Origin of the sequence: Peptostreptococcus russellii, from assembly GCF_900110295.1 — a bacterium.
GTDB classification, from domain to species: Bacteria; Bacillota; Clostridia; order Peptostreptococcales; family Peptostreptococcaceae; genus Peptostreptococcus; species Peptostreptococcus russellii_A.
The window spans coordinates 86,631-106,091 of sequence record NZ_FODF01000006.1; the positions used below are offsets into that span (position 1 = coordinate 86,631).

Here is a 19,461-nt window from a genome sequence, read left to right on the forward strand (position 1 = left end):
CACAAAATTTTTTATTTAAAAAGGAGAGAAAATATGTCATCAATTACAAGAGGACCAAAGTTTAAGTTATCAAGAAGACTAGGATTAAACGTTTGTGGACATCCTAAGGCAATGAACAGAGCTGGAAGAGGAACTGCAAGAAGCGACAAGAAGCTTTCACCATACGGACAGCAGTTACTTGAAAAGCAGAGATTAAGAGCTTACTACGGTGTAAGCGAAAAGCAGATGAGAATATACATGAAGAAGGCTCAGAAGGTTCAGGGTCAGACTGGTATAGCTCTTATCACAACTTTAGAAAGAAGATTAGACAACCTAGTATACAGAATGGGTCTTGCTAACTCTGTTAGACAGGCTAGACAGATGGTTAACCATGGTCACATTCTAGTGAATGGAAAGAAAGTAGATATACCATCATTCATCGTTAGTGTTGGTGATGAACTACAGTTAAGAGAAAAGTCAAGAACTAACGAACTTTTCAAGGCTAACTTCGAAGCAGCAGCTTTAAACGAATGCCCATACTTAACTAAGAATCAGGAAGAATTCTCAGCTGTATTAGCTAGAATGCCTGAAAGAGAAGAAGTGCCAATTGAAATCAATGATGCACTAGTAGTCGAATTCTACTCTAAGTCATCTCTTTAATAAATACTCTGATTTTACAATCAGAATTAAAGAAAAAATATTCCGCTACATTTTATGTAGCGGTTTTTTTATCAAGATTACGTTTTAGGCTCTATAATATTTAGTGTTAATGGCAACAAAAATCCATAAACGTAGTAAGAGGAAAATGGATAAAATTGCTATCGAGACTATTTGACAAAGAACCTATTTTTATATGGAGTTTATGAATATAGTTATGTTTTTGTATAGATATATTTATAAAAATTTAATAGTATTAATTAGAAGCTCTTTATATATAAATAAACGGAAAAAGAAGCCTCCGCAGGCTTCTTTTTTTAAATGATAATTAATTAGTATGTGTATGAAAAACGAACACAATAAATTCAGTGACTATTTTCATAGTCTAGAAAGGTAGTACAATATGTTAAATCATGAAAACCTAACAATATTGTTAAAAATGAAAAAATTAAAAAATTTACTACAAATTAATCACAACACGATTTAATATAGAGGTTAAAAATGATTAACTCGTAACTTGATTATAACATTAATTAATATAGAAAACAAACGAAAAAAGCTACTAATTATTTCTATGTGTATAAAAAAGGCACATATTATAAGGATAATAGAAATCATTACAATAAATATAGAAAAAATAAAAAAACTCGAAAACATTGATATTACAATAAATATAAAAAGTCTAAAATAAAATGGATTAGAAAAATAATAACGAAAAAAGCTTAGAAAGTATTTTTTAAAAATGTATAAAATGGCTTTTAGAAGTTCTAAAACTTCTAAACAAAATAAAAAGAATTTTTTGAAAAATGGTGATTTTCTCTATATTAAGTGTTATAATATAGTCACAATATAAATAATAAATTTAAATTATTTATAGAGTTTCAAAGTTTAGATGTTTTTTGCAACTTTTGTTGAGAAACATTGAAAACAAACAATTGTAGGGGGGAGAAAATGGTAATAGGATGGGAAAATATCGATGACCTTGAAGATTACTTCATTACATATCTCCTTTATAAGAAGTCTCTTAAGGTTCCACAGATATCAAGAATAAGGAACAAGTCCATTGAGGATGTAAATAATGACTTGATAAAAGCAAAGCTATCTTTAAGAAAGAGCAAGAAAAATGACGCTAAGGAAAAGGATATTATCAATTATTACCTTACTCTATCTAAAGAAGAAAGAATTTCCTTTATAAAAAGCTTAGGCGAAGAGGAGATAATTGATTTTAAGAGAAAGGTCTACAAGGGTATCCTAAACCTAGAAAATGCAGAAGATCTGATGGTTTTGGTTTGGACAGCTGGAGAATTTCAAGACAGCAGGTTTCTAAATATATTGTACCCCTTGACTGAGAAAAATCACTCGAATTTAAGGAGGATTGCATACTCAGCCATTGGGAAAATAGCCTGTGAAGAAAGTAGCTATATTCTTGAACTCGGGCTTTTGGACAAGAATCCACAGGTCAGACAGTATTGTGCAAAATACCTTGGTGACATCGGTAGCATGGATAGTATAAGAATTCTTGAAAATCTTGTTAAGAACAAGGCTGGATTTGAGAAGGAGTACGTTATAAGGGCGTGTAAAGCATCCTTGGACAAACTCTATCAAAAGTTCAGTATCTAAAAATAACTCGCGTAGGTGCGCAGAGAAGAGTATTTATGAAAATGGAGGGATTCTAAATGATAGTAAGACGTTGTTCTGGCGGTGTTGTATTTTATGCAAATAAGGTTTTATTAGTTAAGAATGATAGAGGTGAATGGACTTTACCTAAGGGTAAGATAGTCGGCGATAATCTACCTCACGAAAGTGCTATTCAGAGAGTGAAATTGGAAACTGGCTCTGATGTAAAAATACTCGATATTGCAGGAGATACTATATATGAATTCTTCTCAAGAAGCAGAAATCAAAGAGTTTGTAATGCTATAATGTGGTATGTAATGGAAGCTGATAGTGATGCATCTGAAATAAGTAAAGAGTTTTTAGACGGAGGTTTCTATAGAGTAACAGATGCTCTAGAAATGTTGACTCACAGCAAAGAAAAGTCTTTAGTAGATGTATCATACAAAAAATATAAAAATTATAAGAAGGCTGAATAATTATAGAGATATGTATGTCCCTTTGTCACTTTGACAGAGGGACTTTTTATGTTTAGATATATGGGAAACCACTTAAAGTATGATATAATAAAAAACAGGTAATAAAACTTGGAGGTGAAAGTGTGCAATCATATAGAACACTTCATGAATTTGGGAGAGACGAATTCACAGTTGAGAAATCTGTATTTATAGGTCATGTAAAGCCAGTAGAGACAGAAGAAGAAGCAAGGGAATTCATAGACGAAATAAAATCTAAATACAAGGATGCTACCCACAATGTCTGGGCGTATACCATAGGTGAAACAATGAATATTCAAAGATATAGCGATGACGGTGAGCCTCAGGGGACTGCTGGTATACCTACATTGGAAGTAATTAAAAAAGAAGATCTAAGAAATGTAGTTGTAGTTGTTACAAGATATTTTGGTGGAGTGAAGTTGGGCGCAGGTGGTCTAGTAAGAGCCTACACAAAGGGTGCAAAAATAGGTCTAGAAGCTGGAAAAATAGTAGAAAAAAAGCCATTTATAGAAGTAGATATTTCAGTTGATTATACCCTACTTGGCAAGATTCAAAATGAACTAGCAAACAGAGAGTATACTGTAAAAGATATAGAGTATACAGATAGTGTAAATATAATAGTATATTGTGAAAAGGAAAGATTAGAGACATTGTCATCTTTAATCACAGAAATAACAAGTGCAACAGCTGAAATAAGGGAAAAAGAAGAATTCTATTTATCGGTAATGGACGGTAAGATTTTATTGTAAAATTGATTTTGATTTAAGTATACAGGTCTAATATAGATTCGATTTGTAAATATATAAGAAGTTGAAGATAATATAGAAGTAATCTAGTAGAAAAGATAATATTATAACGTATCAGAAAATATAATTAAGATATAAAAATAATATAAATAGAAAAAATACTATAAAAAATATAAATATATAAGAAAAGGAAATGGAGTAGTCATATGTTAACAAGAAGAGAAAAAATCAACAAGACAGTTGAATGGATTAGAGAAAAGGTAAAGGAAGCTCACTGTAAGGGAGTTGCAGTAGGGGTTTCTGGTGGTATAGATTCAGCAGTTGTCGCATATCTTATTAAAGAAGCATTCCCAGATAATTCAATGGGTGTAATTATGAATATAAAAAGCAATCCACAAGATAAAGAAGATGGAATGAAGGTAATCAATGGATGCAATATAGAATATATTGAATTAAATCTTGATGAGCCACAAATAATGGTTCTTGATCAGGTAAAAGAAAAATTAAATGAAAAAGAACTTTTAAACAAAGAATCAATGAAGATGACAGATGCAAATCTAAGAGCTAGAATAAGAATGTCTGCTTTATATACAGTTGCAAATAATCTAGGGTATTTAGTAGCAGGTACAGATAATGCTGCAGAACTTTATACAGGTTACTTTACAAAGTTTGGAGATGGTGGAGTAGATATGCTTCCTATAGCTAATCTTCCAAAGTATGAAGTATATGAATGGGCTAAGGAACTAGGGATACATGAAGATTTAATCAACAAAGCACCTTCAGCAGGTTTATGGGAAGGTCAAACTGATGAAAATGAAATGGGTACAACTTATGCTTATATAGATAAGGTAGTTGAAGGCAAGAGAGATGAAGTTCCAGAAAGAGATCTTGAAATAATAGAGAGACTTCATAGAGTTAGTGAACACAAGAGAGTTCCAGCTCCAAAGCCACCGATATTTGAATAGATAAATTCAAAATATTTACTTATATATAGAAATATGATAAAATATACTGTTGTGATAGGGAAATCATAAAGCTTTGGGGGTTTTTGTGAATAAAATAATTCACATATATCTAAAGGCACAGTGTACAGAGTACATATTACATAAATTTTCAAGTGCAAAAAGCACTGACGATAAAATAATAAGGAGTGAAAAAGTATGGGTCGTATACACAATATTGAAGCAAGAAAAGGTAAGCAGGACGCAGCTAGAGCTAACGTCTTTACAAAACACGCAAGAGCTATAACAGTAGCAGCGAAAGAAGGCGGTGGTGATCCAGAATACAACGCATCGTTAAAGGCTGCAATAGCTAAGGCTAAAGCTGATAATATGCCTAATGATAATATAGATAGAGCTATTAAAAAGGGTGTAGGAGCTGGCGAAGGTGAAGATTATGAATCAATAACTTATGAAGGATACGGACCTGGTGGAGTAGCTATAATAGTTGAAACACTTACAGATAATAAAAATAGAACAGCAGGTAACGTAAGATATTATTTTGATAAAAATAATGGAAATCTTGGTACTCCAGGATGTGTATCATTTATGTTCGATAGAAAGGGACAGATACTAATATCAAATGAAAATGCTGAAGAAGAAGCACTTATGGAAGCAGCATTAGAATTAGGAGCTGAAGACTTCATAACAGATGAAGATGGATTTGAAGTAGTTACAGCACCTGAAGATTTCAATACAGTAAGAGATGGTCTTGAAAGTGCAGGATACAAGTTTGTAGTAGCTGATGTAAAGCTAATACCTCAAACTACAACTGCTCTTGATGAAGCAGGACAGATCAAGTCAATGGAAAAGCTTCTTGATACTTTAGAAGATGATGATGACGTACAGAATGTACATCACAATTGGGAGATGCCAGAAGCTTAGTAATAGTATTTTTAAAGCAGGTGGATTATGGAACAGGAATACAATATCAAAGAATATAGAATGGACGGACTACAAATAGGAACATTCTTATTCAAGTATAGAGAAATTATGAATGATGAAGAAAATGAAGTAAAAGAAGTAGAACTAGATGTGTACAAGATAAACGGTCCTATTTTACTATATATGAAGACATACAGAGCTCCATATTTAGAAGAAGCCACAGCAGAAAGTATGAGCGAGGCACTTTACGAAGAGTTCTTTGTTATGCATGAAGACGATACAGAAGAAAACTAATCTTTAATATAGAGGTTTTTTAAGAAAAAATTCAACAGACAATATAGAAAACAGCTAGAGTTAAAAGCACTTGGCTGTTTTTTATTTTGCAAGAAATTAGTAAGGTATATTGAAAGTGAGGATGCAAATATATAATTAAAAAGATTTACAAAACTTAGTAATAATGGAAATAACTTTTGAAAATTAAAGTATATAATAAAATGAATACAATGTGGAAAATCATATAAATATAAGTTAAAAGACTATATTTTACTAAAAAAATTAGAAAAATAACCGCAAAAAAAGAATAATTTTTTTAAAAATGAATTTTTGAGTTTAGATATTCAAAAAGATGTGTATATATATAAATATAATAAAAAAGGAGAATAAAATTATATGAAAAAATTTATAGCTGAATTTAAAGAATTTGCCATGAGAGGAAATGTAATAGACTTGGCAGTCGGTGTTGTAATAGGTGGTGCTTTCTCAAAGATAGTATCATCATTAGTTGAGAATATTATAACACCATTTATCGGAATTATAACAGGTGGGACAGATGTATCTGGTCTTATGCTACAAATAGGAAATGCACAGTTTAAGTACGGAGCATTCCTGCAATCAGTGATTGACTTTGTAATTATAGCATTTTCTATATTTATTTTTATTAAACTTATAAACAGTTTGAAGAGCAAGGTTGCAAAGCCTGAAGAAGAAACTGTTGAAGAAGTTGCACTTACTAAATCAGAAGAACTTCTAGTAGAAATAAGAGATATGCTAGCAAAGGAAAATCAGAAGTAATCTAATTTTAAAAGAATTTAATATTATAATTAAAATTAGATTAAATGGGTATATTCTTAATACAATACAGGAAGTATTTTAATTCAACTATATTTGATTATAATTGTTTAAGTATAATGATTGATTAAGAGGAGGATTATATGAAAATAGGAGACAAGGCACCGGATTTTACATTACCAGACAAGGATGGTAAGGAAGTTTCTTTATCAGACTACAAAGGTAAAAAGATAATACTTTATTTTTATCCTAAGGATAATACACCGGGCTGTACTAAACAGGCATGTAACTTCAGAGATAATTACCCTCAAATAACTGAAAAAGGTGCAGAAGTAATAGGAATTAGTAAAGATGGAGTGAAGTCACACAGCAATTTTGCAGCAAAGCATGAGCTTCCATTTATTCTTCTGTCTGACAAGGATTTAGAAGTTATCAAGATGTACGATGTCTGGAAAGAAAAAAAGATGTTCGGAAAGACATCAATGGGAGTAGTGAGAACTACTTTTCTAATTGATGAAGAAGGAACGATAATAGATATAATGGACGGAAAAAGAATGAAATCAACGACAAATGCAGATGATGTAATAAAATCTGGATTTTTAGAATAACTATTCACTAATATTTACTTAACTCAAAATGCTTCCACAAATGTGGAAGCATTTTTTTGTGAAAATAAACTCCAACTAGAAAATTAAAGGTCAAAAGACTTATTGATATAATATATTTCAAAAGTAATCTTCAAAAATAAAAAATAGCAGGAATTTAAATTATCCAATAAACTCTTCGACAAACAAGATTTAAAAACTACACAATAAACAAGATTTAATATTAAAATATAAAATAAATAGAAAGTTCTTGTTTCTATCTATTGCAAATTGACTATATATAAAATAAGGCTAAAAAGCTAAAGTATAGAAAACTTATGTATATTTAAAGTAGTTAATACTTTTAAAGATGGAAATAGAGTAGACGGATATGATAAAATGAAAGGTAAGAGAAATTTTGAGGAGAAGATTATGTTGGAGTTAAATTATGATAATATAGTAAGCAATGAGTGGAATGAAAAAGAGGCTGAAGAGTTAATAACAGTCTTAATAGATAAGTTAAACTATCACAGTGATCTTTATTACAATAAAGATAATCCGGAAATTACGGACTATGAATACGATAGAATGATGAAGTCATTAATTTACCTAGAAGATAAGTTTCCTTCATTGAAGAGAAAGGATTCTCCATCTTCAAGAGTAGGAGGGGCAGCACTTTCTAAGTTTGAGCAGTATACTCATGAAAGACCTATGCTTAGCCTTTCAAATGTATTTTCTGAAGGTGAAATAAGAGACTTTGATAGAAGAGTTAGAGAGTCTGCTTCAGGCAGGGTAAATTACGTTGTAGAGTTCAAGATAGATGGACTTTCAGTAGGACTTACCTATAGAGATGGATATTTAGATGTTGCTGCAACTAGAGGTGACGGTTATGTAGGTGAAAATGTAACAGCAAATATCAAAACAATAAAATCAATACCTATAAAGATTGATGAAGAAAGGGAAGTTGTTGTAAGAGGTGAGGTATATATTTCAAAGGAGAACTTTGAAAATATAAATGCATATCAAGAAGAACACAACTTACAGATTTATGCTAATCCTAGAAATCTTGCTGCAGGATCTTTGAGACAGCTAGATTCAAAACTTACAGCCAAAAGACCATTAGATATATTTATTTTCAATCTTGAGAATATAGAAGAATTGGGAATAGAAAGACATAGCGATTCTTTTGAATACTTGAAAAAACTAGGCTTTACAGTAAGTGAAGATTATAAGCTATGTGAAAGTATTGAGGAAGTAATAGATCATATAAATTACTGGACTGAGCATAGAGGTGAGCTGGGCTTTGATATTGATGGTATGGTTATAAAGATTGATTCAATAGCACAGAGAGAAGAACTAGGTTTTACTGCCAAGAGTCCTAGATGGGCAACAGCATACAAGTTCCCAGCAGAAAAGAAAAAGACAAAGTTAAAAGATATTGTAGTCGAGGTAGGAAGAACTGGTACTATTACACCTACTGCGATTCTTGAACCAGTGAGATTAGCAGGTACTATAGTTAGTAGAGCAACTCTTCACAATGAAGATTATATTGCAGAAAGAGATATTAGAATCGGCGATATGGTAATAGTTCAAAAGGCAGGAGAAATAATTCCTCAGATTCTAGAAGTTTCTAAAGAAGATAGAAAGGGCGATGAAAAGGAATTTACAATGCCAAAGACTTGTCCAGTATGTGGCGAAGAAACTGTAAGAATTGAAGGAGAAGCCGCTGTAAAATGTATTAATATATCTTGCCCAGCCCAGATAAGAAGAGGAATAATACACTTTGTATCAAGGGATGCAATGGATATAGAAGGCATGGGAGAATCTACCATTACTACACTTTTGACATTGAAGATTATAGAAAAAATAGAAGACCTTTATTACATGGATCCAGAAAAAATAATTCCAATTAAAGGTATGGGAGAAAAGTCTGTAGACAATCTTATGAAATCCCTAGAAAAATCAAAGAAAAATGAACTTTGGAGATTATTAAATGGTTTGGGAATTAAGTTTGTAGGTATAAAAGGTGCAAAGCAACTTGCAGCAAACTTCAATAATCTTGATGAAATAATGTCAGCAGATAGAGAAGAACTTCTAAAGATAGATGATTTTGGAGAAGTTATGAGCGACAGTGTAGTGAAATTCTTTAAAGAAAAGAAAAATATTGAAACTATAGAAAAGCTTAGAGAAGCAGGTTTGAACTTTGAATCAGATCACGAAAAATACAACGATATAGAAAAAATATTTGATAAAATGAAAATAGTTCTAACAGGAACTCTTCCTACAATGAAGAGAAATGAGGCAAAAGAGCTAATAGAAGCAAGAGGTGGAAAGGCTACATCAAGCGTTAGCAAATCTACTACATTTGTACTGGCAGGAGAAGAAGCAGGCTCTAAGTTAGACAAGGCTCTAAAGCTAGGAGTAAAAGTAATTGATGAAGATACTTTTAAAGCTATGTTGGATTTAAGGAAGCAAGCAGAAGTTGAAGATATGTTAAAGTAACATTTCAAATAAAATTCATATAAATTTTATAAAAAGTATTAAAAAATTTATGAAGATAGAGTATTATTAGTTATGTATAAAAAGGGGATGCAAATTGCACCCCTGTAAAATAAAGTGAAAGATTATAATTTTAGATAGGGGCGGATAGAATGAACAAGATAGCAGGAAGTCAAAGACCGGATAATAGAGCATTTGATGAAATAAGAAATGTGAGAATTACTAGAAACTTTACTAAGTACTCACAGGGGTCAGTGCTTATAGAAGTTGGTGAAACAAAGGTAATATGCACAGCTACTGTAGAAGAAGGAGTACCACCATTTTTGAAGGGTGCTGGAAGTGGTTGGATAAGTGCAGAATATTCTATGTTGCCAAGCGCTACACAAAAAAGAAAGAGAAGAGACTCAAGCAAGGGTAAGGTAGACGGGAGAAGTCAGGAAATACAGAGATTAATTGGTAGAGCCATTAGATCAGTAGTGAATCTATCTGCACTTGGAGAAAGAACAATATGGATAGACTGTGATGTAATACAGGCAGACGGTGGTACAAGAACTGCATCAATAACAGGTGCATATGTGGCACTAGCAGATGCTCTATATACTTTATACAAGCACAAAGACATCAAGAAAATGCCTATGGATACAATGCTTGCTGCAGTAAGTGTCGGTGTAGTAGACGGGGATGTAAGACTAGATATATGTTACGATGAAGACTCTAATGCAGAAGTAGATACAAATGTTGTAATGAACAATCGTGGAGAATTTATAGAAATACAGGGAACTGGTGAAGAAAGACCTTTCACTAAGTTAGAGCTTGTAAAAATTCTTGAATATGCTGAAAAGGGAAATAAAGAACTTATGAGAATTCAGAGAAAAGTTCTTGGAGAAGTAGCAGATGCTACAATTGGTTGCGAATATGAGAGAGAAGCAGTAATAGCTACAGGAAATGCACACAAACTAGAAGAAATAGGCACTATTTTAAAGGATATAGATTTTAAGATTGAATCTTTAAAAGATGTAGGTCTTGATGGTATAGAAATAATAGAAGACGGAAAAACATTTGAGCATAATGCTCTTATTAAGGCTAGAACAATAGCTAAAAAGACTGGAAAAATTGCAATAGCAGATGATTCAGGTATAGAAGTTGATGCTCTTGGAAAAAGACCTGGAGTATTCTCAGCTAGATATGCAGGTGAAAATGCAACGGATGAAGATAACAGAAAAAAGATGTTTGAAGAACTTGGTGATACACCTATGAGCAAAAGAACTGCTAGATATGTATGTGTAATAGCAGCTGTATTCCCAGATGGAAAAGAACTTATTTCAAGAGGTGTAGTTGATGGAAAAATAGCAATGGAAGAAAAGGGCGAAAATGGATTTGGATATGATAGTATGTTTATACCTGAAGGATACGACTATACATTTGGTCAGCTTCCAATAGAGGTTAAAAATAGTTTTAGCCATAGATCTAGGGCTCTTGAAAAAATGAAAATACAACTTGAAAATATAATAAAATCAAGAACAATATAGCTTTATCAATGGATTTTAGAGTAGATAATTCTTTTTAAAGCAAGTTGTGAATATAAATTAGAAATAAGAGTTATTTATATATAGAAAATTTGGATCTAAAAATAGTGTAACTATATAGTTACACTATTTTTGCAAATTGGAATATGAAAGTATTTGTCTAAAATATATAAAAGGTTAGAAAAAAGATAAGTATAAAATAATGAAAGGAGAAATAATGAAAATAGCAGTAATATCAGATTCGCACAGAGTGAAAAGATATATGGATAGTGCAATAAAAATTATCAAAGAAGAAAAAATAGAATTGATACTTCATGCAGGAGATAACTTTAGAGACTCCATATACTTTAAGGAAAAGACAGGAATTCCAGTTATTGCAGTAGCTGGGAATTGTGATTTTGATAATGTTGAAACAGAGCTTGACCTTGAATGTGAGGGCATAACAATATTTTTAACGCATGGTCATCATTATGGGGTAAAATATGGATTAGAGACAATAGCAGAAGAAGCAAAGGAAAGAGGAGCAAAAATAACTATATTCGGACATACTCACATTAAGGAAAATCAAATTATTGATGGGGTAGAAGTTATTAATCCAGGAAGCCTTTCTATGCCCAGAGATGGAAGAGACAGAAGCTTTATAATTATGGATATAGAAAATGGAAATTATAACTATGAATACAGATTTATATAATAAATAATAATTACTTGTAAACAGACTAAAAGTTTATTTATTTTGACAAAAATTTGCAATAAAATAAAAAATAACATAGACTGTAATTAAGTAAGTACAGATATTGTGAAAAATTATGAAAGCAATAATCATTGATTTGTATTTTTATGTTTATTAGTGTTAATAAAAAAGCTAAAAACAATTAAAGAAATGCTAGATTTTTGTAAAAATGGGTGCAATTTCAAGCGTTTTATAGTATAATTAAATGGTTGAATTGTGTTTTTATATAATGACAATTAAAAGAATAGTATAGAACATTAAACTTAGGAGGAAAATTTTATGAAAGCTGAATTAATAAAAAAAGAAGGTAATTCTGTAAAATTCGAAATATTAGTTGATGGTGCAGAGTTTGAAAAGGCTATAGATAAGGCATACAATAAAACTAAATCAAGATACAATATACCTGGTTTCAGAAAGGGTAAGGCACCTAGAAAGATAATAGAACTTAACTATGGTAAGGGAGTATTTTTCAATGATGCACTAGATATAGTACTTCCAGAAGTATACCCACAGGCAATAGATGCTCTAGAAATAGATGTAGTAAGCCAGCCACAGCTAGACATCAAGGAAATAAAGGAAGACGGAACAATAGTTTTAACAGCTGATGTTGATGTTAAGCCTGAATTTACAATAGAAGACTACAAGGGTGTAGAAATAGAAAAGATAGAAAAAGAAGTTTCTGAAGAAGAAATAAAGAATGAATTAGATGCTCTTCTTGAAAAGCAGTCTAGAATGGTAGAAGTAGAAGGACCAGTAGAAAACGGACTAATAGCAAATATAGACTTTGCTGGAACTTTAGATGGTGAAGCATTTGAAGGTGGAACTGCTGAAGGATATTCACTAGAAGTTGGTTCAGGTTCATTTATACCAGGATTTGAAGAACAGATGATAGGAAAGCCAGTTGGAGAAGAATTTGACGTAAACGTTACTTTCCCAGAAGACTATCCAGCAGAAGAATTAGCTGGTAAGCCAGTAGTATTCAAGGTTCTTGTACATGATCTAAAGAAGAAGGAACTTCCAGAATTAGATGACAACTTCGCTAAGGACACAACTGAATTTGAATCTTTAGAAGAATTAAAGAATGATATAAAGGCTAAGCTTCAGGAAAAGGCTGATTCAGAAGCTAAGGACGAAATGAAGAATGCAGTAGTTAACGCTATAGCTGAAAAGGTAGAAATAGAAATACCTAAGTCAATGGTAGAAAGCCAGATAGACAGACAGTTAGATGAAATAAACATGCAGTTAAGCTATCAGGGATGGTCTTTAGAAAAGTTTGCTGAATTATCAGGTCAGAGCATAGACGAAATAAGAGAAGCTAGAAGAGAAGAAGCTGAAAATCTTGTTAAGAATACTTTAATAATAGAAAAGATAGCTGAACTTGAAAATGTTGAAGTAACAGAAGAAGATATCGAAAAGGATATGGAAAACTTCGCTAAGATGTACAACATGGAAGTAGCTAAGATAAAGGAAGCTCTAGGCGAAGCTGAACTAGACGGAATAAAGAACAGATTAAAGAACGAAAAGACTGTTGAAATGCTACTAGATGCTGCAACAGTAAAGTAATATCTGATTTTTATTTTAGTCAATATTAGAAAGTTAAGTAAAATACTCTTATTTAAGATTATTCCAAAGACTTTTATAATAATTTAAAAATATTCATATATCTTATATTTAGTATAGGTTATATTTAGGAAAAAATAGTATTATATAATTATGTTGATAAAGACCACAAACTTTGTGGTCTTTATCTAAAATTGCGAATTGGAGGTGCAAAAATGGCATTAGTACCATATGTAGTAGAACAAGATGGTAGAGGTGAAAGATCATACGATATCTACTCAAGACTTTTAAAAGATAGAATCATATTTTTAGGAGATGAAGTAAATGATGCAACTGCTAGCTTGGTAGTAGCTCAGTTATTATTCTTAGAGGCAGATGATCCTGATAAGGATATTCACCTATATATAAATTCTCCAGGCGGAAGTGTAACAGCAGGTATGGCAATATACGATACAATGCAGTATATAAAGGCAGATGTAAGTACAATATGTATAGGTATGGCGGCATCAATGGGAGCATTCCTTCTAGCTGCTGGAGCAAAAGGAAAGAGATTTGCCCTTCCTAATAGTACAATAATGATTCACCAGCCTTTAGGCGGTTCAAGAGGACAGGCAACAGATGTAGAAATACATACTAAGTTCTTATTGGATACAAAGAAAAAGTTAAATGAAATTTTAGCTGAAAGAACAGGTCAGCCTTTAGATATAGTTAAGGAAAATACTGAACGTGACAACTTTATGACTTCAGAACAGGCTAAGGAATTTGGTCTAATAGATGAAGTAATCACAAACAGACTGTAAAAACTTTACAGTAGTGTTATAATGTAATTAAGAAATAAAAAGGTAATATTAATTACTAAAATTTGATGTATGCAGTATTACCGTAAACTACATAATTAAAAATAATCGCTTATGCGATACTATGTAAGTGGAAGGAAGTGAGAGAGTGACAAAGCAGGAAAACAAGCAGTACAGATGTTCATTTTGTGGAAAAAGTCAGGACCAAGTAAAGAGAATAATAGCTGGTCCAGGTGTATATATATGTGATGAATGCGTAGAGTTATGCGGCGAAATAATCAAGGAAGAAATTGATGAAAGTGAAGAAATACTTGAAGGTGGTCTTCCAAAGCCAAAGGAAATAATGGAAATACTTGATGACTATGTAATAGGTCAGAAGAGTGCCAAGAAGGCTTTATCAGTTGCGGTATACAATCATTACAAGAGAATATACAGTGGCAAAAAGAACACTGAAGGCATTGATATACAAAAGAGTAATATCCTATTGTTAGGACCAACTGGTTCAGGTAAGACATTGTTGGCTCAGACATTAGCAAAGATACTAAATGTACCATTTGCAATAGCTGATGCAACATCTCTTACAGAAGCAGGATATGTCGGTGAAGACGTTGAAAATATCATACTAAAGCTAGTACAGGCGGCAGATTTTGATATTGAAAAAGCCCAGAAGGGTATTATATATATAGATGAAATAGATAAGATTTCAAAGAAGTCTGATAACCCATCTATAACTAGAGATGTTAGTGGTGAAGGAGTACAGCAGGCATTACTAAAAATACTTGAAGGTACAGTAGCTAACGTTCCTCCAACAGGTGGAAGAAAGCATCCTCATCAGGAATTCTTAAAGGTAGATACAACTGATATATTATTTATATTAGGTGGTGCCTTTGACGGAATTGAAAAGATAGTACAGAAGCGTGGAAATGAAAAAGTTCTAGGCTTTGGTGCCAAGATAGAAAGCAAGGCTGATATGGATCTAGGAAAGCTTTATTCAAAAGTAATCCCTGATGACCTTCTTAAATTTGGTATAATACCAGAATTTATAGGTAGAATACCAGTAATAGCAACATTAGACTTACTAGATGAAGATTCTCTAGTGAAGATACTTACTGAGCCAAAAAACTCATTAGTAAAGCAGTATACAAAGTTATTTGAATATGATGATGCTAAACTAGAATTTGAAGAAGATGCACTTAGAGCTATAGCTAAAAAGGCAATAGCAAGAAATACAGGTGCAAGAGGTCTGAGAAGTATAATAGAACATTCTCTTATGGATGCAATGTTTGAGATACCTTCTCTTGAGAATGTAGAAAAGGTAGTTGTAACTAAAGAATGTATAGAAGATGGTGCAAAACCATTAGTTGTATACAACGACGTTCATGAAATAGTAAACGACGAACCAATATCATAAAACACATTAGAAATTACATAAAAAAGAGTGGTAAATTTTACCACTTTTTTTTATTTTTATTTTAAGAATTCCATTTCAGAAAATAAAAATTTACATAAGAATAAATTGCTTTAGAAAGAGAAAAATGTATATAATATCAGCGAAAATACATAAAAAAAGCAATAAGAAGTAGAAATTTGCAAAAAAAGTAGATTAATTTGCTTTTTTTGCTATAAAGTTGTTGAATTTAGGTATACACATATATATAATAGTTTATACAATGGAAATCTACAATTTCAGAAAAAGCTCTGAAAATGCTCGTAAACTGTTAAAAAGTCAAAGGTATTATATTTTAGAATAGAGTAATTTAAGATTATTATAGTATAATACTATTCAACGGGTTAATAAAAATAAAAGCTCCTGTTGAATATAAGGAAATAAATGAACAACTTGCAATTTATTGCAATGGAAAGGAGAGCTTATGACAGATAAAACAAACGATAAAGACGTTAAAGACCTGCTTGACGATTTATTCGAAGAAGTAGCAGAAGAAATAAATGATCAAAAAGAAGAAGTAAGTGAAGAAACAAATGAGGTTTCAAGATCAGAGGATGGAGTAATAGTATACAAGGAAAAGGTGGAGATGCCTATGATACCTCTAAGAGGAATATCAATTTCACCATGTATACTTCAGTCATTTGATATAGGAAGACTTAACTCAATAGAGAGTTTTGAACTTTCAATGATAAATGATGAAAAGATATTTTTAGCAAGTCAGTTTGATGCAACACTTGAAGAACCTAGTGTAGAAGATTTATATACAATAGGTACAATATGTAGCATCAAGCAGGTTATGAGAACATCAGAATCTTCCATAAGAGTATTGGTAGAAGGTATAGGAAGAGCCAAGCTAGAATCTATGAGAATAGATGAAAACGACGCTTGGGTAGGAGAAATTACACCTATAGAGTTTGATGAAAGCAAATTTGATGAAGAAGATAATTTATACTTGGAAGCTTATTCAAGAAGACTTTCAAAGGGCTTTGAAGAATATCTAAGTATAGCTGCTGATTTGCCAACTGACGCATCTATGGAAATATCTGATGCACAGGGGTATTCAATGTCAACAGATATTATAGCTTCTAGTCTTTTCCTTAAATTTACAGATAGACAAAAAGTTTTAACTACACTTGATATAAAGGAAAGAATGAAGCTTCTTTATGAATATTTGCTTCAGGAAATAGAAGTAATAAAGATAGACAAGAAAATCAGTCTAGACGTAAGAAAGCAGATGAATAAGATACAGAAGGACTATTATCTTAGAGAACAGTTAAAGGCTATACAGAAGGAGCTAGGAGATACTCCTGATGGAAGCGAGGGCAATGAATATAGAGAAAAGCTTGAAAAATTAAAAATAGATCCAGAAACATATGAAAAGATAGAAAAAGAAATAGAAAAGTTTGAAAGAACTCCATTGGGTTCACCAGACTACAATGTTTCAAAGAACTATCTTGATGTAATATTCTCACTTCCATGGAATAAGGAGTCAAGAAATAGATTCAATATTAAGAAGTCAGAAAAGATATTAGACGAGGATCATTATGGGCTTGATGATGTCAAGGAAAGAATATTAGAATACCTTGCTGTAAGAAAGCTTTCAAAGAATTTAAAGGCACCTATTATATGCCTTGCTGGACCTCCAGGGGTAGGTAAGACATCTATAGCCAAGTCAGTAGCAAGATCTCTAGGTAGACCATTTGTAAGAATTTCACTTGGTGGTGTAAGAGATGAAGCTGAAATTAGAGGACATAGAAGAACATATATAGGAGCTATCCCAGGTAGAATAATTAATGCTATCAAGGAAGCGAAAACAAAGAATCCTGTAATACTTCTTGATGAAATAGACAAGATGTCTAGTGACTTTAAGGGAGATCCAACTTCAGCAATGCTTGAAGTACTAGATCCAGAACAGAATAAGTACTTTGTAGACCATTATCTTGAATTGCCATTTGATTTATCAAAGGTAATGTTTATTACAACAGCAAATGATCTAAGACAGATACCTAGACCTCTATATGACAGAATGGAAGTAATAGAAATAGAAGGTTATCTAGAAGAAGAAAAGCTAGAAATAGTAAAGAGATATATTCTAAAGAAACAATTAAAAGAAAATGGACTTGCAAAAGACTTTATTACAATGGATGATGATGTAATTAAGTTTATAATTAGTAGATATACAAGAGAATCAGGCGTAAGACAACTTGAAAGAACAATAGCTAAGATTTGTAGAAAAGTAGTAAAGGAAATGTTTGAAAATCCAGATCTAAAGGCTATAAATCTTACAAAAGAACAAGTAGTAAAATATTTAGGAAGTGAAAAGTTCAAGGAAGATCCACTTGATCTAAATCCACAGGTCGGAGTAGTAAATGGACTTGCATGGACTTCAGTAGGTGGAGTAACACTTGAAGTAGAGGTAAGTGTACTTCCAGGAAAAGGAAATATAGTTCTTACTGGTATGATGGGAGATGTAATGAAAGAATCTGCCAGAACAGGTATTTCATACATTAGATCTATTGCAGACCAGTTGGGAATAGACAGCGACTTCTACAAGGAGAAAGACGTTCATATACATATACCGGAAGGAGCAACTCCAAAGGACGGTCCTTCAGCAGGTATTACTATGACACTTGCCACTATATCTGCCCTTACAAATAGACCAGTACCAGGTAATATAGCTATGACAGGAGAAATTACTTTAAGAGGTAGAGTGCTTCCAGTAGGTGGAGTAAGAGAAAAGGTGCTTGCAGCCTACAGAATGGGAGTTAGAAAGATTATACTTCCAAAGGATTGTGAATCTGATCTAGAAAAGATTCCTGAAAATGTAAGAAAAGAAATAGAATTTGTTTTAGTAGAAAAAATGCAGGAAGTTCTAGATGTAGCACTACTAGAAAAATAGGAGGAAATAGTGGGTAATAATAAAAATAAAAAAACAGCAAGACAAGCAAAGGCGAAAAAGTTCAAGAAAGATGGACAAAGACCTTATCCATATACAAGAAAGAATAAAGCAAAAGAAGAAAGAGATGCTAAAGTCAAGGTAAAGAGCGCTGAAATAACTATGAGTGCAGTAAACAGAAGTCAGTATCCAGTAGATGGAATACCAGAAATAGCACTTGCAGGGCGTTCAAATGTAGGAAAGTCATCTCTTATAAACGGGCTTTTGAATAGAAAGAGCTTTGCCAGAACTTCTCAGACACCGGGAAAAACAAGAACAATCAACTTTTATTTAATAAATAATGAATTTTTCTTTGTAGACCTTCCAGGATACGGATATGCCAAAGTTTCAAAATCTGAGAAGGACAAGTGGGGAGAAGTAATGGAAAGATACCTTTCTGATAGAAAGGAACTTTGCTCTATACTTCTATTGGTAGATGTAAGACATGAACCAACAGATGATGACAAGATGATGTATGACTGGATCAAATTCTTTGGTTATAACTGTATTGTAGTAGCTACAAAGGCTGATAAGATTTCAAGAGGAAACTATCAGAAGCACATTTCTATAATCAGAAATAAGTTAGAAATGAATCCGGATGATAAGGTAGTAATTACATCTGCGTCAGATAAAATAGGAATAGCAAATCTATGGGATGAAATAGTAGAAGAATATGAATCACATGGATATAAAATTACAACAGAAGAAAATAATAGCAATATAGAGAATTAAAGCTATAAAAGAATAAAAACAGCACTTATATGGTGCTGTTTTTTATTTGATTTAAAAAGTAAAGGATAGATTTATAATAATCATTCTTAATAAAATAATATAAAGTGTGAAAATAATTATTTATTTCTTGTTTTTATAATGTAGCAGGGATTTTTAGTAAAAAAAATTAAAAAAACTTTTTTTATTAAAAAATAAAACACCTAA

At 31.9% G+C, this 19,461-nt stretch carries 17 protein-coding genes; all 17 read left to right on the plus strand.

From position 1 onward, the window contains the following. Window positions 1–33: 33 nt before the first annotated feature. The 17 genes from rpsD to yihA all read left to right on the plus strand — a co-directional run bounded on the left by rpsD (window position 34) and on the right by yihA (window position 19,257). On the plus strand, window positions 34–639 hold the full coding sequence (gene rpsD / locus BMY82_RS05085; RefSeq protein ID WP_091975360.1) for a 30S ribosomal protein S4: 606 nt from the start codon (window positions 34–36) through the stop codon (window positions 637–639). Window positions 640–1,587: 948 nt separating this feature from the next. Beyond that, window positions 1,588–2,256 (plus strand): HEAT repeat domain-containing protein, encoded by a 669-nt coding sequence (locus BMY82_RS05090; RefSeq protein WP_091975362.1) that lies wholly within the window; start codon window positions 1,588–1,590, stop codon window positions 2,254–2,256. Between the two features lie 56 nt (window positions 2,257–2,312). Continuing rightward, a complete protein-coding gene (locus BMY82_RS05095) occupies window positions 2,313–2,729 on the plus strand; it encodes an NUDIX domain-containing protein (protein WP_091975364.1) in 417 nt (138 codons plus the stop codon). Between the two features lie 122 nt (window positions 2,730–2,851). Continuing rightward, window positions 2,852–3,496 (plus strand): YigZ family protein, encoded by a 645-nt coding sequence (locus BMY82_RS05100; protein WP_091975366.1) that lies wholly within the window; start codon window positions 2,852–2,854, stop codon window positions 3,494–3,496. Window positions 3,497–3,699: 203 nt separating this feature from the next. Next, complete coding sequence (nadE, locus tag BMY82_RS05105) at window positions 3,700–4,458, plus strand: NAD(+) synthase (RefSeq protein WP_091975368.1); 759 nt, start codon at window positions 3,700–3,702, stop codon at window positions 4,456–4,458. Between the two features lie 195 nt (window positions 4,459–4,653). Continuing rightward, entirely contained in the window at window positions 4,654–5,376 is a 723-nt protein-coding gene (locus tag BMY82_RS05110; RefSeq protein WP_091975370.1) for a YebC/PmpR family DNA-binding transcriptional regulator, read from the plus strand. Between the two features lie 27 nt (window positions 5,377–5,403). Continuing rightward, the gene (locus BMY82_RS05115) at window positions 5,404–5,670 is read left to right on the plus strand and encodes a hypothetical protein (protein ID WP_091975372.1); all 267 of its coding nucleotides are present in this window, start codon (window positions 5,404–5,406) and stop codon (window positions 5,668–5,670) included. 375 nt (window positions 5,671–6,045) lie between these two features. After that, window positions 6,046–6,447, plus strand: a complete 402-nt coding sequence (gene mscL, locus BMY82_RS05120) for a large conductance mechanosensitive channel protein MscL (protein WP_091975374.1) — start codon at window positions 6,046–6,048, stop codon at window positions 6,445–6,447. Window positions 6,448–6,587: 140 nt separating this feature from the next. Beyond that, window positions 6,588–7,052 carry a thioredoxin-dependent thiol peroxidase gene (bcp, locus tag BMY82_RS05125; protein ID WP_091975376.1) on the plus strand — a complete coding sequence of 155 codons (465 nt, stop codon included), beginning with the start codon at window positions 6,588–6,590 and terminating at the stop codon, window positions 7,050–7,052. A gap of 408 nt (window positions 7,053–7,460) precedes the next feature. Further along, complete coding sequence (gene ligA, locus BMY82_RS05130; RefSeq protein ID WP_091975388.1) at window positions 7,461–9,530, plus strand: NAD-dependent DNA ligase LigA; 2,070 nt, start codon at window positions 7,461–7,463, stop codon at window positions 9,528–9,530. A 149-nt stretch (window positions 9,531–9,679) separates the two neighbouring features. Beyond that, a complete protein-coding gene (gene rph, locus BMY82_RS05135; protein WP_091975390.1) occupies window positions 9,680–11,056 on the plus strand; it encodes a ribonuclease PH in 1,377 nt (458 codons plus the stop codon). A gap of 214 nt (window positions 11,057–11,270) precedes the next feature. Further along, the gene (locus BMY82_RS05140; RefSeq protein ID WP_091975392.1) at window positions 11,271–11,747 is read left to right on the plus strand and encodes a metallophosphoesterase family protein; all 477 of its coding nucleotides are present in this window, start codon (window positions 11,271–11,273) and stop codon (window positions 11,745–11,747) included. Window positions 11,748–12,065: 318 nt separating this feature from the next. After that, a complete protein-coding gene (tig, locus tag BMY82_RS05145) occupies window positions 12,066–13,349 on the plus strand; it encodes a trigger factor (RefSeq protein ID WP_091975394.1) in 1,284 nt (427 codons plus the stop codon). 212 nt (window positions 13,350–13,561) lie between these two features. Next, the gene (clpP, locus tag BMY82_RS05150) at window positions 13,562–14,146 is read left to right on the plus strand and encodes an ATP-dependent Clp endopeptidase proteolytic subunit ClpP (protein WP_091975396.1); all 585 of its coding nucleotides are present in this window, start codon (window positions 13,562–13,564) and stop codon (window positions 14,144–14,146) included. A gap of 145 nt (window positions 14,147–14,291) precedes the next feature. Then, the gene (clpX, locus tag BMY82_RS05155; RefSeq protein WP_091975398.1) at window positions 14,292–15,554 is read left to right on the plus strand and encodes an ATP-dependent Clp protease ATP-binding subunit ClpX; all 1,263 of its coding nucleotides are present in this window, start codon (window positions 14,292–14,294) and stop codon (window positions 15,552–15,554) included. A 622-nt stretch (window positions 15,555–16,176) separates the two neighbouring features. After that, complete coding sequence (lon, locus tag BMY82_RS05160) at window positions 16,177–18,489, plus strand: endopeptidase La (RefSeq protein ID WP_242938924.1); 2,313 nt, start codon at window positions 16,177–16,179, stop codon at window positions 18,487–18,489. A 159-nt stretch (window positions 18,490–18,648) separates the two neighbouring features. After that, window positions 18,649–19,257, plus strand: a complete 609-nt coding sequence (gene yihA, locus BMY82_RS05165; protein ID WP_242938925.1) for a ribosome biogenesis GTP-binding protein YihA/YsxC — start codon at window positions 18,649–18,651, stop codon at window positions 19,255–19,257. Window positions 19,258–19,461 lie beyond the last annotated feature (204 nt).

Coding starts and splice junctions, on each gene's coding strand:
- rpsD (WP_091975360.1), top strand. CDS start 34: ATGTCATCAATTACAAGAGGACCAAAGTTTAAGTTATCAAGAAGACTA.
- BMY82_RS05090 (WP_091975362.1), top strand. CDS start 1,588: ATGGTAATAGGATGGGAAAATATCGATGACCTTGAAGATTACTTCATT.
- BMY82_RS05095 (WP_091975364.1), top strand. CDS start 2,313: ATGATAGTAAGACGTTGTTCTGGCGGTGTTGTATTTTATGCAAATAAG.
- nadE (WP_091975368.1), top strand. CDS start 3,700: ATGTTAACAAGAAGAGAAAAAATCAACAAGACAGTTGAATGGATTAGA.
- BMY82_RS05110 (WP_091975370.1), top strand. CDS start 4,654: ATGGGTCGTATACACAATATTGAAGCAAGAAAAGGTAAGCAGGACGCA.
- BMY82_RS05115 (WP_091975372.1), top strand. CDS start 5,404: ATGGAACAGGAATACAATATCAAAGAATATAGAATGGACGGACTACAA.
- mscL (WP_091975374.1), top strand. CDS start 6,046: ATGAAAAAATTTATAGCTGAATTTAAAGAATTTGCCATGAGAGGAAAT.
- bcp (WP_091975376.1), top strand. CDS start 6,588: ATGAAAATAGGAGACAAGGCACCGGATTTTACATTACCAGACAAGGAT.
- ligA (WP_091975388.1), top strand. CDS start 7,461: ATGTTGGAGTTAAATTATGATAATATAGTAAGCAATGAGTGGAATGAA.
- rph (WP_091975390.1), top strand. CDS start 9,680: ATGAACAAGATAGCAGGAAGTCAAAGACCGGATAATAGAGCATTTGAT.
- BMY82_RS05140 (WP_091975392.1), top strand. CDS start 11,271: ATGAAAATAGCAGTAATATCAGATTCGCACAGAGTGAAAAGATATATG.
- tig (WP_091975394.1), top strand. CDS start 12,066: ATGAAAGCTGAATTAATAAAAAAAGAAGGTAATTCTGTAAAATTCGAA.
- clpP (WP_091975396.1), top strand. CDS start 13,562: ATGGCATTAGTACCATATGTAGTAGAACAAGATGGTAGAGGTGAAAGA.
- lon (WP_242938924.1), top strand. CDS start 16,177: ATGCCTATGATACCTCTAAGAGGAATATCAATTTCACCATGTATACTT.
- yihA (WP_242938925.1), top strand. CDS start 18,649: ATGAGTGCAGTAAACAGAAGTCAGTATCCAGTAGATGGAATACCAGAA.